General features: G+C 68.2%; 13 protein-coding genes. 12 read left to right on the top strand and 1 reads right to left on the bottom strand.

The genetic code is table 11. The features are described from left to right. Window positions 1-266 precede the first annotated feature (266 nt). From MKP05_RS08225 to dxs, 3 genes are read left to right on the top strand one after another with little or no spacing between them, the layout of a single operon-like run. Window positions 267-560 (top strand): exodeoxyribonuclease VII small subunit, encoded by a 294-nt coding sequence (locus MKP05_RS08225; RefSeq protein ID WP_110284493.1) that lies wholly within the window; start codon window positions 267-269, stop codon window positions 558-560. Continuing rightward, window positions 550-1434 carry a farnesyl diphosphate synthase gene (locus MKP05_RS08220; RefSeq protein ID WP_240567867.1) on the top strand — a complete coding sequence of 295 codons (885 nt, stop codon included), beginning with the start codon at window positions 550-552 and terminating at the stop codon, window positions 1432-1434. The genes MKP05_RS08225 and MKP05_RS08220 overlap by 11 nt, the downstream gene beginning before the upstream one ends. Before the next feature lie 17 nt (window positions 1435-1451). Beyond that, window positions 1452-3437 carry a 1-deoxy-D-xylulose-5-phosphate synthase gene (gene dxs, locus MKP05_RS08215; protein WP_240567866.1) on the top strand — a complete coding sequence of 662 codons (1986 nt, stop codon included), beginning with the start codon at window positions 1452-1454 and terminating at the stop codon, window positions 3435-3437. Window positions 3438-3440: 3 nt separating this feature from the next. On the opposite strand, the gene MKP05_RS08210 is transcribed toward dxs, so the two are convergent. After that, window positions 3441-5276 carry a PHA/PHB synthase family protein gene (locus MKP05_RS08210; RefSeq protein WP_240567865.1) on the bottom strand — a complete coding sequence of 612 codons (1836 nt, stop codon included), beginning with the start codon at window positions 5274-5276 and terminating at the stop codon, window positions 3441-3443. A gap of 744 nt (window positions 5277-6020) precedes the next feature. On the opposite strand from MKP05_RS08210, the gene tssB reads away from it, so the two are divergent. From tssB to icmH, 9 genes are all read left to right on the top strand, one after another. After that, window positions 6021-6530: a type VI secretion system contractile sheath small subunit gene (gene tssB / locus MKP05_RS08205; RefSeq protein WP_240567864.1), complete on the top strand. Its 510-nt coding sequence runs from the start codon at window positions 6021-6023 to the stop codon at window positions 6528-6530. A gap of 63 nt (window positions 6531-6593) precedes the next feature. After that, the gene (gene tssC, locus MKP05_RS08200; RefSeq protein WP_240567863.1) at window positions 6594-8075 is read left to right on the top strand and encodes a type VI secretion system contractile sheath large subunit; all 1482 of its coding nucleotides are present in this window, start codon (window positions 6594-6596) and stop codon (window positions 8073-8075) included. Between the two features lie 15 nt (window positions 8076-8090). After that, a complete protein-coding gene (tssE, locus tag MKP05_RS08195; RefSeq protein WP_240567862.1) occupies window positions 8091-8516 on the top strand; it encodes a type VI secretion system baseplate subunit TssE in 426 nt (141 codons plus the stop codon). A 30-nt stretch (window positions 8517-8546) separates the two neighbouring features. Continuing rightward, a complete protein-coding gene (gene tssF / locus MKP05_RS08190; protein WP_240567861.1) occupies window positions 8547-10310 on the top strand; it encodes a type VI secretion system baseplate subunit TssF in 1764 nt (587 codons plus the stop codon). Further along, window positions 10274-11290: a type VI secretion system baseplate subunit TssG gene (gene tssG / locus MKP05_RS08185; protein ID WP_240567860.1), complete on the top strand. Its 1017-nt coding sequence runs from the start codon at window positions 10274-10276 to the stop codon at window positions 11288-11290. The genes tssF and tssG overlap by 37 nt, the downstream gene beginning before the upstream one ends. A gap of 6 nt (window positions 11291-11296) precedes the next feature. Next, window positions 11297-12703: a type VI secretion system-associated FHA domain protein TagH gene (gene tagH / locus MKP05_RS08180; protein WP_240567859.1), complete on the top strand. Its 1407-nt coding sequence runs from the start codon at window positions 11297-11299 to the stop codon at window positions 12701-12703. Beyond that, window positions 12700-13239 carry a type VI secretion system lipoprotein TssJ gene (gene tssJ, locus MKP05_RS08175; protein ID WP_240567858.1) on the top strand — a complete coding sequence of 180 codons (540 nt, stop codon included), beginning with the start codon at window positions 12700-12702 and terminating at the stop codon, window positions 13237-13239. Before tagH ends, tssJ begins: the two co-directional genes overlap by 4 nt. Continuing rightward, the gene (gene tssK / locus MKP05_RS08170; protein WP_240567857.1) at window positions 13239-14573 is read left to right on the top strand and encodes a type VI secretion system baseplate subunit TssK; all 1335 of its coding nucleotides are present in this window, start codon (window positions 13239-13241) and stop codon (window positions 14571-14573) included. Before tssJ ends, tssK begins: the two co-directional genes overlap by 1 nt. Window positions 14574-14576: 3 nt before the next feature. Beyond that, window positions 14577-15419, top strand: a complete 843-nt coding sequence (gene icmH, locus MKP05_RS08165; protein ID WP_240567856.1) for a type IVB secretion system protein IcmH/DotU — start codon at window positions 14577-14579, stop codon at window positions 15417-15419. The last annotated feature ends 8 nt before the right edge of the window (window positions 15420-15427 follow it).

The following is a 15427-nucleotide window of genomic DNA, read 5'->3' as shown; positions in this document are numbered from 1 at the left end:
ATCAACCCCTTTCTTCGGTGCGAGCCGCATGCTGTGTCGTGACATTGGAGAGCCTGGTGGCCAGCCGATCAGGAACGGCCGCGGGCTAGGGCAGGCTCGAAACAGGGCGCCTATGGTAGCACAGCGGGCATGAGCAAAGATGAAAATGCTACGCTGCCCAGATGAGCGGCCTGCATGTTGTTCGGCCCGCCCCCGGGGCAGACGACCCCCGGGGGAGAGCGTGTATACTGTCGCCTTTACTGGATTCGTGACTGGCAAGGGGTCCCATGGCAGAGCGTGACGAGCGGTCGCCCGACCTGGCGGAAGGCGAGGAGGCCCGGATGGACTTCGCCGCCACCGTCGAGCGGCTCGAGCAGCTGGTGGAACGGCTGGAGTCCGGCGAGCTGTCGCTGGAAGGGTCGCTCGCCGCCTTCGAGCAGGGCGTGCGCCTGACCCGCGATGCCCAGCGCCGCCTGGACGAGGCGGAGCTCAAGGTGCGCACCCTGATCGAGGGGCCCGAGGGGAGCATCGAGCTCGAGCCCTTCGCCGCCCCGCCTGCGGAGGACGACGGTGAACGCTGATACCCTGTTGGCCCGCCTGGCCGCCGACCGTGCCCGGGTCGATACGCGCCTCGAGGCGCTCTTTGCGGGACGCTCGGCGCCGGCGCCCCGGCTCGAGGCGGCGATGCGGCACGGCGTGCTGGTGGGCGGCAAGCGCCTGCGGCCGGTGCTGGTCTATTCCGCCGGCCGCGCCCTGGGCGCGGCCGACGACGCCCTCGATGCCCCGGCCATGGCCCTGGAACTGATCCATGCCTACTCGCTGGTCCACGATGACCTGCCGGCCATGGACGACGACGAGCTGCGTCGCGGCCAGCCCACGGTGCACAAGGCCTTCGACGAGGCCACGGCGATACTGGCCGGCGACGCCCTGCAGACCCTGGCGTTCGAGGTGCTGGCCCGGGCCGCTCACCCGCGGTTGTCGACGCTGATGCTGACCCTGGCCGTGGCCGCCGGCCGCGATGGCATGGCCGGCGGCCAGGCGCTGGATCTCGCCGCGGTCGGTGGCCACCCCGACGTCGACGCCCTGGCCACCATGCATGGCCACAAGACCGGCGCGCTGATTCGCGCCGCGGTGCGCCTGGGCGGGCTGGTCGCCGTCGCCGAGGATGACCCGCGCATCGCGGCCCTGGAGGCCTACGCCCGGGCCATCGGCCTGGCCTTCCAGATCCACGACGACGTGCTCGACGTGACCGGCGACACCGCGACCCTGGGCAAGGCGTCCGGTGCCGATGCCGCCCACGACAAGCCGACCTATCCGGCCCTGCTGGGGCTCGAGGGTGCCCGTTCGCGGGCCAGGGAGCTGGTCGAGCAGGCCATCACCGCCCTGGCGCCGCTGGGCAGTGAGGGTGTCCCCCTGGTTGGCCTCGCACGCTACATGATCGAGCGTGACCACTGACGACGACAGATGACCCCATGAAGCTGTTCGATGACATTCCCGTCGAGCGCCCGGCCACGCCGCTGCTCGATACCCTGGAAACGCCGGCCGCCCTGCGCGCCATGTCCATGACACAGCTGCTGCAGGTGGCCGACGAGCTGCGCGCTTACCTGCTCTACAGCGTGGGGGTGAGTGGCGGCCACTTCGGTGCGGGCCTCGGCGTGGTGGAGCTCACCGTGGCGCTGCACCAGGCGCTGGAGACGCCCCATGACCGCCTGGTATGGGACGTGGGTCACCAGGCCTACCCGCACAAGATCCTCACCGGGCGACGGGAGGCCATGCAGCGGATTCGCCAGTACGGCGGCCTGGCGGCCTTCCCGAGGCGGGCCGAGTCCGAGTACGACACCTTCGGCGTGGGGCACTCCAGCACCTCGATCTCGGCGGCGCTGGGCATGGCCCTGGCCGCCCGCACCCGGGGCGAGCAGCGCCGGGTCTGTGCGGTGATCGGCGACGGCGCCCTGACCGCCGGCATGGCCTTCGAGGCCCTGGCCCATGCCGGCCACGTCGATGCCAACCTGCTGGTGGTGCTCAACGACAACGAGATGTCGATCTCCGAGAACGTCGGCGGCATCGCCAGCTACCTGGCGCGGATCCTGGCCAGCAAGCCCTACACCACTATGCGCGAGGGCGGCAAGAAGGTGCTCTCGCACCTGCCCGGGGCGCTCGAGCTGGCGCGGCGCACGGAAGAGCACATGAAGGGCATGGTCAGCCCGGCGACGCTCTTCGAGGAGATGGGCTTCAACTACATCGGCCCCATCGACGGTCACGACCTGCCGCTGCTGGTGCAGACCCTGCGCAACATGCGCGACCTGGAGGGCCCGCAGTTCCTCCATGTGAAGACCCGCAAGGGCAAGGGCTTCCTGCCCGCCGAGGCCGACCCGATCGGCTACCACGCCATCACGAAGTTGGAAAAGAACGAGCTGGAGAAGAGCGGCAACGCTCCGCCGCCACTCAGGCCGGCCAGCCCGCCACCACCCAAGAACAAGAACGATCTATTGCGCCCGAAGCCGCGCAAGTATTGCAAAGTCTTCGGCGACTGGCTGTGCGACATGGCGGCCGCCGACGAGCGGCTGATCGGCATCACCCCGGCGATGCGCGAGGGGTCCGATCTGATCCGCTTCTCCCAGGAGTACCCCGAGCGCTACTTCGACGTGGCGATCGCCGAGCAGCATGCGGTGACCCTGGCCGCCGGCCTGGCCTGCGAGGGCATGAAGCCGGTGGTGGCGATCTACTCCACCTTCCTGCAGCGTGGTTACGACCAGCTGATCCATGACGTGGCGGTACAGGAGCTCGACGTCACCTTCGCCATCGACCGCGCCGGTCTGGTCGGCGAGGACGGCCCCACCCATCATGGCAGCTTCGACCTCGCCTACCTGCGCTGCGTGCCGGGCATGGTGGTGCTGGCCCCGGCCGACGAGGCCGAGTGCCGCGCCATGCTCAGTGCCGCCTACCACCACCCCGGCCCCGCCGCGGTGCGCTACCCCCGGGGCACCGGCCCCGGGGTGGAGATTCCCGGCCACCTGGAGCCCCTGGCGATCGGCAAGGCGGAGCCGCGTCGCCAGGGCAGCAGCCGGGTCGCCCTGCTGGCCTTCGGCAGCCTCAACAGCGCCGCCGCCGAGGTGGCCGAGCGCCTCGATGCGACTCACTTCAATATGCGTTCCATCAAGCCGCTGGACCGCGATGCGGTGCTCGCCGCGGCCGACGACCACGACCTGCTGGTGACCCTGGAGGAGAACGTGACGGCCGGCGGTGCCGGCAGCGCGGTCAACGAGCTGCTGGTCGCCGAGGGCGTGCAGGTGGAGGTGCTCAACCTGGGGCTGCCCGACGCCTTCGTCGAGCACGGCAAGCCCGCCGAGCTGCTCGCCGAGTGCGGGCTGGATGCCGGCGGCATCGAGGCGTCGATTCGCGACCGCCTGCCCCGAGATGACCAGGATGGCCAGGCGGGCGAGGCTCGTCCCGCGTGACCGTCACCCGCCGGGCGTAATCGCCTCGTCGACCCGCACCCGGACATAGGAACCCGGCGCCTCCTCGAGGGGCGGGAAGCGCCCGCCACCGGGTTCGCGGGCGGGCACCTGGCCGCCCGCGTGGCGCTGGAGCCAGTTGCGCCATTCCGGCCACCAGGAGCCCGGGTGGTGGGTGGCCGAAGCCAGCCAGCGCTCGGGGTCGCGGGGCAGGTGGCCATAAGCCCAGTAGCCGTACTTCGGGGAACCGGCCGGGTTGATGACACCGGCGATATGGCCGGAGCCGCCGAGCAGGAAGCGAGGTCGACTGCCCAGCAGGTGCGCGCCGCGGTAACAGGACTGCCAGGGGGCGATGTGATCCTTCTCGGTCGCCACGAAGAACGCCGGGGTACGTACCTTGCCCAGATCGATGGCTTCCCCCGCCAGGGAAATGCCCCCGGGTTCGGCGAGGCGGTTCTCCAGGTACATGTTGCGCAGGTAGAAGCTCTGCATGCGCCGCGGCATGCGCGTGGAGTCGGAATTCCAGTAGAGCAGGTCGAAGGCCTGGGGGGCGCGGCCGAGCAGGTAGTTGTTGATCACGAAGCCCCAGATCAGGTCGGCGGACTGCAGCAGGTTGAAGGCGTTGGCCAGGTGCGTGCCCTCCAGGTAGCCGCGCTGTTCCATGTGCTGCTCCATGTAGCGAATCTGCTCCTCGTCGATGAACACCTCCAGCGGCCCCACCTCGCTGAAGTCGAGCAGGGAGGTGAAGAAGGTGGCACTGCGCACCCGCTCATCGCCCCGGGCGGCCTGATGCGCCAGGGTGCAGGCCAGCAGGGTACCGCCGATGCAGTAGCCGATGGTGTTGAGCGTCTCCTCGCCGGTGACCTCCGCCACCACGTCCATGGCCTTGAGGGTGCCCCGGGTGAGGTAGTCGTCGAAGGCCACCTCGGCATAGCGTTCGTCCGGATTGACCCAGGAGATGACGAAGACCGTCATCCCCTGTTCGACGGCCCAGCGGATGAAGGAGCGCTGCGGGGTCAGGTCGAGGATGTAGAACTTGTTGATCCAGGGCGGGACGATCAGCAGCGGCCGGCGGTCGACCGCCTCGGTGGCCGGCGCGTACTGGATGAGCTGCATCAGCTCGTTCTGGTAGATGACCTTGCCTGGGGTCACCGCGATGTTCTTGCCCAGCTCCAGCCCGGCCGAATCGCTCTGCGTGATGCGCAGCAACCCCTCGCCCCGTGCCAGGTCCTCCATCAGGTTGGCCAAGCCCTGCAGCAGGTTGGCGCCGCCGGTGTGCACCGTGGCCTCGATCACCTCCGGATTGCTGGTGGCGAAGTTGCTGGGGGCGAGGGCGTCCATCAGCTGGCGGGCGTAGAACTCGACCTTCACCCGCTCGTCGTGGTCCAGTTCCTCGGTGACCTCATGCACCCCCTTCAACCACTGCTCGGCGGTCAGCTGGTAGGCCTGGCGCAGCGCATCGAAGAAGAGGTTCTCCTCCCACCCCTTCCCCTTGAAGCGCCGGTCCCGCGGGTCGGGGGCGACGGCCGGTGATGGCGCCTCGCCAGACAGGCGCCGCGCGGTGTTCTGCCAGAGTGTCGTATAGCCCTGCCACAGCTGCTGCTGGACCTCCAGGGCGCGTTGCGGATGGAGCAGGAACTGCTGGCCCAGGCTGGTCAGCGCCTTGGCCGCGACCGCCGGGTCGGGCAGGGTGAAGAAATCCCCGCGCGTCTGACGCTCGAGCCAGCCCTGCCAGGCCCGGGACGACCCGGCCGACAATCGCTCGAGGGCCTCGGCATAGCGCCGTGCCAGCTCGTCGGGTTGATCGCCTGGCTTCGGTGACGACGGTTTCGGGTCATTCATGGCCTTGCCCCCCTTTGTGAGTGCTACGCGATAGCGGCATCGTCCGACCAATGGCCGGAGGCAGGCTGGCGAACCAGGGTTGAGGCGCTTGCCCCCATCTGCCGCAACCTACCGTTTCAGTATCGTAGGCACCGGCTGAGACGCAACCGGTCAGGTCCTGACTGGTTATCGCGGCATTCTAGCGGACGTCCTATCGCCATTGACCATGGCGGGACTCCTGCCTTTTCTCCCACAAGCGCGACGGAGCATTCCTCGTCGAGAGACCGTCGACGGCTCCCCGGGTGGAATCGAGCGTCGCCATGGCTGAGATTGAGTGGCGGTTATTTCCTATATCCTTGTAAAGGATTTCCTATAAAGCCTGTAATCAAGCGGGTTGCCCCATGTTCCAGAACGGAACAATTGAAGGCAACAGGTGAGATTTTGCAGAATTTTGTAGACCGTTCCCGACAATGCCGATGATCGCGGTGTCTGCAGGTCACATCGCGGCCCACCGTTTTCCCTCGTCTCCCCCCGTTTGGCACCCACTCCTGACGTGGCTACCCTCACGCTCCATTAACAGCAATCTTGGCGATGCTCTGGGCAGGGGCCGGTCAGCGGCCGTGCCGTGATGCGCATCCACCAGTTCGCACGTATCGGGCAGAAACACGGTGGGTGCGCCTCTACCGTTCGTGGCTGTCCGGCAATCGGGCCCCGTTCCGCGTGGCATCGTTCGAATGAAAAGCGGGTACGTCAGGGAGCTCCACCATGGCAAAGGAAGGGACCGTTGCGCCGAAAGAGCGCATCAACATCAAGTATGTGCCGGCTACCGGCGATCAGCAGGCGGAAACCGAACTGCCGCTCAAGCTGCTGGTGGTGGGGGACTTCAAGGGAGGGGCCGAAGAGACCCCGATCGAGGAGCGCGACAAGGTCTCGGTGGACAAGAACAACTTCCAGTCGGTGATGCGCGAGGCGGGGCTAGGCCTGCAGGCCACCGTGCCCAACTGCCTCGCCGAGGGCGACGAGCCCTCCGACATGGCAGTGAACCTCGCCTTCAAGTCACTGGACGACTTCGCCCCCGACAGCGTTGCGCGACAGGTGCCGGAATTGCGCAAGCTGGTCGAGCTTCGCGAGGCCCTGGTGGCCCTCAAGGGGCCGCTGGGCAATGTGCCGGCCTTCCGTGATCGGCTACAGAAACTGCTGGAGAGCGAGGAAGCGCGTCAGCAGCTGCTCTCGGAGCTCGAGTTGCTCGATACGAACGACAAGGGTGATGCCTGACTACCGCATCGAGCGGGTGACGGCAGGCGACGCAAGCCAGGCATAAGGACGCGAGGCAATTTCATGAGCGATACGGCACAAACGCAGGGCCAGGCCGCCGAGGCCCGGGCCGAAGACTCCCTTCTCGATCAGGTGATGGCGCAGACCCGCATGGCGCCGGCCGATGAAGGTTACGATATTGCCAGGCAGGGCGTGGCGGCGTTCATCGCCGAGCTGCTGCAAAGCGACAGTGACGCGCCCCTGGTCAACAAGGCGGTGGTCGACCGCATGATCGTCGAGCTGGATCGCAAGATCGGCAGCCAGGTGGACGAGATCCTACACGACCCGGGCTTCCAGCAGCTCGAGTCGGCCTGGCGTGGCCTCAAGCTGCTGGTCGATCGCACCGACTTCCGCGAGAACATCAAGCTCGACCTGCTGCATGCCACCAAGGGCGAGCTGCTCGAGGACTTCGAGTTCGCGCCCGAGCTCAGCCAGAGCGGGCTCTACCAGCACGTCTATGCAGCGGAGTACGGCCAGTTCGGCGGTGAGCCGGTGGCCGGCATCATCGGCCACTACGACTTCTCGCCGTCGACCCCGGACATCAAGCTGCTGCAGTACGCCTCGGCCGTGGGAGCCATGGCCCACGCCCCCTTCCTCTCCTCGGTGGCGCCCAGCTTCTTCGGCATCGACAGCTTCGAGGAGCTGCCCAACATCAAGGACTTCAAGGCCATCTTCGAGGGCCCGAAGTACGCCCGCTGGCGCAGCCTGCGCGAGTCCGAGGATGCCCGCTACCTGGGGCTCACCGCGCCGCGCTTCCTGCTGCGCATGCCCTACGACCCGGTCGAGAACCCGGTCAAGAGCTTCAACTACCGCGAGACCGTCAGCGAGAACCACGAGCACTACCTGTGGGGCAACACCGCCTACCTGCTCGCCGAGCGGCTCACCGACAGCTTCGCCAAGTACCGCTGGTGCCCCAACATCATCGGGCCGCAGAGCGGCGGCGCCGTCGAGAACCTGCCGGTGCACACCTACGAGGCGCTGGGCCAGCTGCAGGCCAAGATTCCCACCGAGGTGCTGGTCACCGACCGCCGCGAGTTCGAGATGGCCGAGGAGGGCTTCATCTCGCTGACCATGCGCAAGGGCAGCGACAACGCCGCCTTCTTCTCCGCCAACTCGGTGCAGAAGCCCAAGGTCTTCCCCAATACTCCCGAGGGCAAGGCCGCCGAGACCAACTTCAAGCTCGGCACCCAGCTGCCCTACATGTTCATCGTCAATCGCCTGGCGCACTACATCAAGGTGCTGCAGCGCGAGCAGATCGGCTCCTGGAAGGAGCGCCAGGATCTCGAGCGCGAGCTCAACGCCTGGATCCGCCAGTACGTCGCCGACCAGGAGAACCCCCCGGCCGAGGTGCGCAGCCGTCGTCCGCTGCGGGCCGCCTCGATCCAGGTCTCGGACGTCGAGGGTGACCCGGGCTGGTATCAGGTCTCCATGGCGGTGCGCCCGCACTTCAAGTACATGGGCGCCAATTTCGAGCTGTCGCTGGTGGGACGCCTCGACAAGGAGTAAGGGAGTGCCGCTGCCATGACCCTTCACCGTGGTGGCGTGCTCGGCAACCGGTTGTTCGAGCACCTGGCCGGACAGCCGGCCGAGCCAAGGGGCGAGGTGAGCCTCGCCGACACCGTCGCGTCCATCAAGCGTCATCTCGTCGACCTGCTCAACAGCCATCCGGGGCACAGCGAGTGCGCGCCGGAGCTGGGGCTGCTGGACTTCAATGACGCCACCATCGGCGTGCTCGATCTGGAACTCAACATCCAGCGTGCCATCCGCCAGTGCATCGAGCGTTTCGAACCGCGCGTACGACGGGTGGAGATCGAGTCGTTGCCCCATGGCGGCGACCCCCTGCAGCTGCGCTTCCAGGTTCACGCGACCCTGGATCTTGGCCGAGACAACGCCCAGACCACCATCGACCTGTTGCTCAACGACAAACGCTACCAGTGCCTGAACTGAGCACCTAAGCACCCAGGGAATGAGGCGCGCATGCTCAATCGCTACTACCGGGACGAGCTCGACTTTCTGAAGCGGCAGGGACGGGAGTTTGCCGAGGCCAACCCCGGCCTCATCCGCTTCCTTTCCGAGCGCAGCACCGATCCGGATGTCGAGCGCCTGCTGGAGGGCTTCGCCTTCCTGACCGGCCGCATGCGCGAGAAGGTCGAGGACGAATTCCCCGAGCTGACCCACTCGTTGATCGGCATGCTGTGGCCCAACTACCTGCGCCCGGTGCCGAGCATGACGGTGGTGCAGTTCACGCCGAAATGGCACGCCCTGAGCGCCTGCCAGCGTGTCGCGGAGGGCACTTCGCTGGGGTGCCGGCCGGTGGACGGCACGACCTGCCGCTTCCGTACCTGCCACGAGGTGGCGCTCTACCCTCTCGAGCACGCCGGCGTCGAGGCGCGCCACTCCCGCGAGGCCTCGGTGGTCGAGCTAAATCTCGACGTGCACAGCGACCAGCCACTCGATGAGCTGGGCATCGACGACCTGCGCCTGCACCTGGGCGGCAACGGCTACACGGCCCGCAGCCTCTACCTGTGGATGAGCCATTACCTGTCGCGACTCGAGCTGGACATCGATGGTGAGCGCGTGACGCTGCCCCGCGGCCTGCTGCGGCCGGTGGGCTTCGAGCGCGAGCACGCCCTGCTGCCCTATCCGCGCAACGCCTACCAGGGCTACCGCATCCTGCAGGAGTACCTCTGTTTCCCCGAGGCCTTCCACTTCATCGACCTGGCCTCGCTGGGACGCCACCTGCCCGCGCGTCAGGCGCGACGGTTGACGCTGCGCTTCGTCTTCTCGCGCACCCTGCCGGCCGATGCCCGGGTGCGCGACGAGCACCTGGCGCTCTACTGCACGCCGGCCATCAACCTGTTCCCCCACGACGCCGACCCCATCGACCTGAGCGGCGAGCGCAGCGAGTACCGCATTCGCCCCAGCAGTCGCGTCCCGTCGCACTACGAGGTGTTCAGCGTCGATGCGGTCAACGGCTGGCTGGAGAGCGAGTCCGGCAAGGTGCGCGGCTCGCCGCGCACCTATGTGCCGTTCGAGAGCTTCCAGCACCAGATCGAACGCGATCGCGACCGCCAGGCGCTCTACTACCGGGTGCGGGTGCGCGACAGCCTGCGCGGCGACGGCTTCGATCACGACATCGCCTTCGTGCGCGGCGACGAGCGGGCGTGCCTCGGCATGCGCGAGACCATCTCGCTGCGGCTGACCTGCAGCAACCGCGAACTGCCCGAGCGGCTGACCGTGGGCGATGTCTGCGTAGAGACCGAGAGCAGCCCCGTGCATGCCGACTTTCGCAACATCACCCGGCCGACACCGGCGCTGCGGCCGACCCTCGACGGCAGCCTGCTGTGGACGCTGATCTCCAACCTGTCGCTCAACTACCTGTCGCTGCTCGAACGGGATGCGCTGTGCTCGGTGCTGCGCGCCTATGACTTCCGGGCACTGGTCGACCGTCAGGCGGAGCGCGTCTCCCAGATGCGCCTGGCGGGCATCACCGCCATCGAGACGCAGTCCATCGACCGGCTAAAGCGCGGCCTGCCGGTGCGCGGCCTGCGCTCGGTCATGACCCTCGATCAGGAGGCCTTCGGCGACGAGGGCAGCCTCTACCTGTTCGGCAGCGTGCTGGCCCGCTTCTTCTCGCTCTACGCCAGCATCAACTCGTTCCACGAGCTGCACGTCATCAATCGACACAACCGTGAGCGTTACACATGGACCTTGCAGTCGGGCCAGCAGCCGCTGATGTAGCGCCGGCGGCCCTGCTCGAGGGGGCCCGACGCTACGATTTCTACCAGCTCGTCGAGCTGCTGCATCGCCACCACGACGATGATCTCGAAGGTGGTGGTGGCGGTAGCGTGCCGGAACGGGTGCGTTACAGGGCGTCGGCGTCGCTGGGCTTCCCCGGCAGCGACGTGGTGGCCCTCGCGCCCGGGGCCGCCGGTGGCTACGAGCTGGAAGTCAGCTTCCTCGGGCTGCAGGGGGCCCAGTCGCCGCTGCCCGGCTACTACCTCGAGAGCCTGGCCCACGACGCCGCGCACCACGAGGGTGCCGCGGGCGACTTCCTCGACTTCTTCAATCATCGCCTGCTGACCCTGGTCCATCGCGCCTGGCGCAAGTATCGCCACTATGTGCGCTACCAGGATGGCGCCAGCGACGGCTTCTCCGCCGCCATCTTCGCCCTGGTGGGGCTGGCCGACAGCGAGCTGCGCGGCGAGACGCCGATCAACTGGAGCAAGATGCTCGCCTACGCCGGCCTGCTGGCGGGGCGGTCGCGCTCGCCGGAGGTGGTGTGCGGCATCGTCGGCCACTGCTTCGACCTCGACGACGTCCACCTCGAGGAGTGGGTCCACCGCTGGGTCGACATTCCCGAGGACCAGCGCAGCCACTCCGGCAGGTCGGCGATGACGCTGGGCGAGGACATGATCGCCGGCGAGCGGGTCGCCGACATCGGCGGCAAGTTCGCGCTCTGCCTGAGGGGCCTGAGCCTCGAGCGCTTCCGCGACTTCCTGCCCGACGGGGGCGAGCACGCGCCGCTCAGGACCCTGGTGGACTTCGTGCTGCGTGAGCCGCTGGCCTACGACCTGGAGCTCGAGCTGCTGCCCAGTGCCGTGCGGCCGATGCGCCTGGGCGAAGCCGGCAGCTGCCAGCTCGGCTGGACCACCTTCGTCGACCCCGAGTCCGGTGATGCCTCCAGGCGCCGCCGGGTACGCATCCAGATGACAGGCTGAACGCCCATGCAAGCCGCTTACCCTCATGCCTCCGAGCGCCATGTCACTGCCCACACGGCCATCACCCTGGTGGTCATCAACAGCGAGCGCCTGGAAGGCCGCTCCACCAGCAGCCACGTCTTCCACGAGACCGGGGGCTCCCTGGGCAGCGGGGCGGGCGACGACTGGTTGCTGCAGGACCATGCCGGGCGCATCCGCCCCGGTCACGCCCAGATCCAGCGCCAGGACGGCCGCTTCTGCCTGATCGACCGCAGCGGCCACACCTTCATCAACCACGCCACCCTGCCGCTCGGCCGTGACCGGCGGGTCGCCCTGCGCGACGGCGACGAGCTGCGCCTCGGCGAGTATCACCTGCGGGTGCACCTCGGCGATCGCCAGGCCAGTCAGCCCGGGGCCCAGCCGCTGACGGCGCTGATCAACGAGGAGCAGGAGGCGCTGGCGGGGCAGGGCATGCCGCTGGTCCAGGCCTCGCCGGCGGCGGGCATGGCGCCGCCGCGGCATGACGACCCCCTGGAGGCGCTCGGCGAAGCGTCGCCCGGCGCCAGCCATCGCGACCCGCTCACCGCCCTGGAGCACCCCGACGAGGAGGCGATCGACGTCACCGATCCCCTGCTCGACGAGCTGGAAGGCGCGAGCACGGTGGGAGCGGACTATCACCCACGGGGCCGGCACGAGACGGTGCGCACCGGGCCGACGATTCGACGACACGAGGACACCACGGAGATGAACAGGGAAATGGACGAACGGCTGCTGAACGACCTGGAACACTCGGTCGGCGAGCAACTCGAGGACCGCTGGCAGGAGGCGACGCCGGTCGCCACCGGGCATGTCGGCGCGGATCCCCTGCTGCGTGCCCTGGGCGCCGACCTGCGCTTCCGCGACAGCGAAGAGCAGCAGGCCTTCCTCGCGGAGGCCGGCAATACCCTGCGCGCCGCCATCGATGGCCTGCAGGCGCTGCACCAGGCCCAGGACGACAGCCGCTATCCGCTGCGCGATCGGCGCTTGCAGCCCATCGAGGACAACCCGCTGCGCCTGGGTCAGCCCTACGGCGAGACCGTGGAGACGCTGTTCTCCGCCCGGCGCAGCCCGGTGCACCTCTCGGCACCGGCGGCCGTGGCCGAGTGCCTGGCCCACCAGGGGCAGCACCAGGCGGCGGTCGAGGAGGCCATCGGCCAGGCGTTGCAGTCGATTCTCGACGCCTTCGCTCCCGACGCCCTGCTCAAGCGCTTCCATGCCTACCGCGGCGCCGGTAACCGCCTCGAGGACGAGGGGGGCTGGGCCTGGGAGATGTATCGCCACTACTACCAGGAGCTGAACTCCGGCCGACAGCAGGGCTTCGCCAAGCTGTTCTGGGAGGTCTTCGAGCAGGCCTACGACCAGTCGGTGCGCCGCCAGCAGCGGGAGGGCGCATGAGCAGGGCTCGACAGCTGGCCTGGCTGTGGGTGGTCGTGGCGGCGCTGCTGCTCGGCGGCTGTGCCTCGACCCGTGAAGCGGCGGGCAAGACCTGGCAGGTCATGAAGGATCCCGCGATCCCGGTGGGCTATCCCGAGGCGCGGCCGACCCGGGTCGACCTCGCCATGGTCGCCGAGCCCGGGGTCAACCCCAACGTCGACGGCGACGGCACGCCGCTGCGGTTCCAGCTCCTGCAGCTCAAGGACGACTCCATGCTGATGGCCGCCGACCATGACCAACTGCGCAACGACCTCGAGGAGGCCCTGGGCACCAACTACCTGACCCATGACGACTTCACCCTGCTGCCCGGGCAGTGGAAGTTCTACGAACCCTTCGAGGTCGACGAACAGACGCGCTACATCGGCATCATCGCCTTCTACAGCGCCCCCGATCAGGCCCAGTGGAAGAAGGTGGTCGAGATCGATGCGCAGGGCGGTGACTACCACCTGCTGGTGCACCTGCGTGAGCTCGAGGCCGAGCTGAGGAAGGAAGAGTAATGGCCAGCCGCAACCGAGTGGTATGGAGCGAAGGGCTGTTCATCAAGCCGCAGCACTTCCAGCAGCAGCAGCGCAGCCTGGAGGGGCTGCTCGATGCCCGCCTGCGTGGCGTCAGCCACTACCTCCACGGCTTCCTGATGCTGGAGCTCAACGCCGAGTTCCTGAGCTTCGGGCGCATCGCCATCAGCCGTGCCAGCGGGGTGATGCCGGACGGCACCGCCTTCCAGCTGCCCGACGACGACATCGAACCGCAACCGCTGGAGATCGACGACCCGGGCATCACCAACCAGATCGTCTACCTGGGCCTGCCGCTGGCCACCGACGCGGTGGGCGAGGTGCGTTGGCCCGGCGACGACCTGCCGGCGCGCTATCGGCTCTCCCAGCGCGGCGTGCGCGACCTGCACTCCCGCGACGGCGACAGCACCGAGCTCGACGTGGCGCGGGTCGCCCCCCGCCTGCTGCTCGAGCGCGACGACCGCAGCGCCTACGCCTGCCTGGCGGTGGCGCGCATCGTCGAGCGGCGCCCCGACGGCACCCTGGTGCTCGACGAGCAGTTCCTGCCGACCCTGCTCAACGTCCAGGCGGCGCCCTCCCTGCAACGCTTCGTCGGCGAGATGGCCGGCCTGATGCGCGAGCGTGCCCGCAACATCGCCCAGCGCCTCTCGACGCCTCACCAGACCGGGGTGGCCGACGTCTCCGACTTCATGCTGCTGCAGCTGCTCAATCGGGCCCAGCCACGCTTCCAGCACCTGGCGCGCCTGGGGCAGCTGCACCCGGAGCGGCTCTTCGACACCATGCTCGAGACCGCCAGCGAGCTGGTCACCTTCACCGACGAGTCGCGGTTGCCGCCGGAGTACCCGGCCTACGACCACGACCACCCCGAGCGTGCCTTCCGCATGCTGATGCAGGGCCTGCGCCAGGCGCTGTCGACGGTGCTCGAGCCACGGGCCCTGGCGATCCAGTTGCAGGCGCGCCGCTATGGCCTGCTGGTCGCGCCGCTGTCGGATGCGGGGCTGCTCGACGACGCCGACTTCATCCTCGCGGTGCGCGCCGACATGCCCAACGAGCGGCTGCGCAAGCTGTTCCTGCAGCAGACCAAGGTGGCCAGCGTCGAGCGCATCCGCGATCTCATCAGCCTGCAACTGCCGGGGGTGCCGTTGGAGCCGCTGCCGGTGGCGCCACGCGAGCTGCCCTATCACGCCGGTTACAGCTACTTCCGGCTCGACCGTCAGAGCCAGGCCTGGAGCATGCTCGACGGCGCCAGTGGTTTCGCCTTCCACGTGGCGGGCGAATTTCCCGGCCTGGAAATGCAGTTCTGGGCGATCAGGAGCTAAGCCATGCAAGATCTTTCCACGCAATTCGACCCCGATGCCGGTGCCATCGACCGCTACCCCCCCTCCCGCCACGAGGATCGCATCAACGAGCGGGGGCTGGAGCGGCTGATCCATAGCCATGCCGAGCACCTGGACGCCGACGAGGACTACTGGTTCCGCCTGCGCGGCCACAACCTCAACCCGCTGGTGGATGCCGCCAGCTCGTTGCTGGGCTTGGTGGTGCGGGTGCGCCAGCTCGACACCATGAGCGACATCGAGCGGCTCTACCGCCAGGTGGTCGACGAGATCTCGGCGATCGAGATCGAGCTCACCGAACAGGGCTACGACCGACCGACCCTGCTGGCGTACCGCTATGTGCTCTGCTCGTTCATCGACGAAGCCGTGATGGGCACCGCCTGGGGGCAGCAGAGCAAGTGGGCGGAGCACTCGCTGCTGACCCGCTTCCACAACGAGACCTGGGGGGGCGAGAAGGTCTTCTCGATCCTCTCCCGGTTGCAGCAGGAGCCGCAGCGCTATCGCGACATGCTGGCCTTCATCTACCTCTGCCTGTGCCTGGGCTTCGAGGGCCGCTACCGGGTCATGACCCATGGCCGAGAGGAGTACGAGCACGTGGTGCGCGCCCTCGGCGACCAGCTCGCGGCGCTCGGCGATACCCCCGACGACATGCTGACCCGGCCGCTCGACAACGTGGTGCAGGGGCGCCGGCGCCATGGTCGGGGCCTGCCGGTGTGGGGGGTGTTCGCGCTGTTCGGCGCGGCCATGGTGGGGGCCTATCTCGGGTTCTCGTGGTCGCTGGACCAGCAGGCGGCCCAGGTCGGCGCCCTACTCGACCAGATTTACCGTTAGGAGAGACC

Origin of the sequence: Halomonas flagellata (assembly GCF_022487945.1) — a bacterium.
GTDB lineage: Bacteria > Pseudomonadota > Gammaproteobacteria > Pseudomonadales > Halomonadaceae > Halomonas > Halomonas flagellata.
Note: the sequence above shows the minus strand (reverse complement) of the source record. Positions and strands in the feature narration are given on the sequence as shown.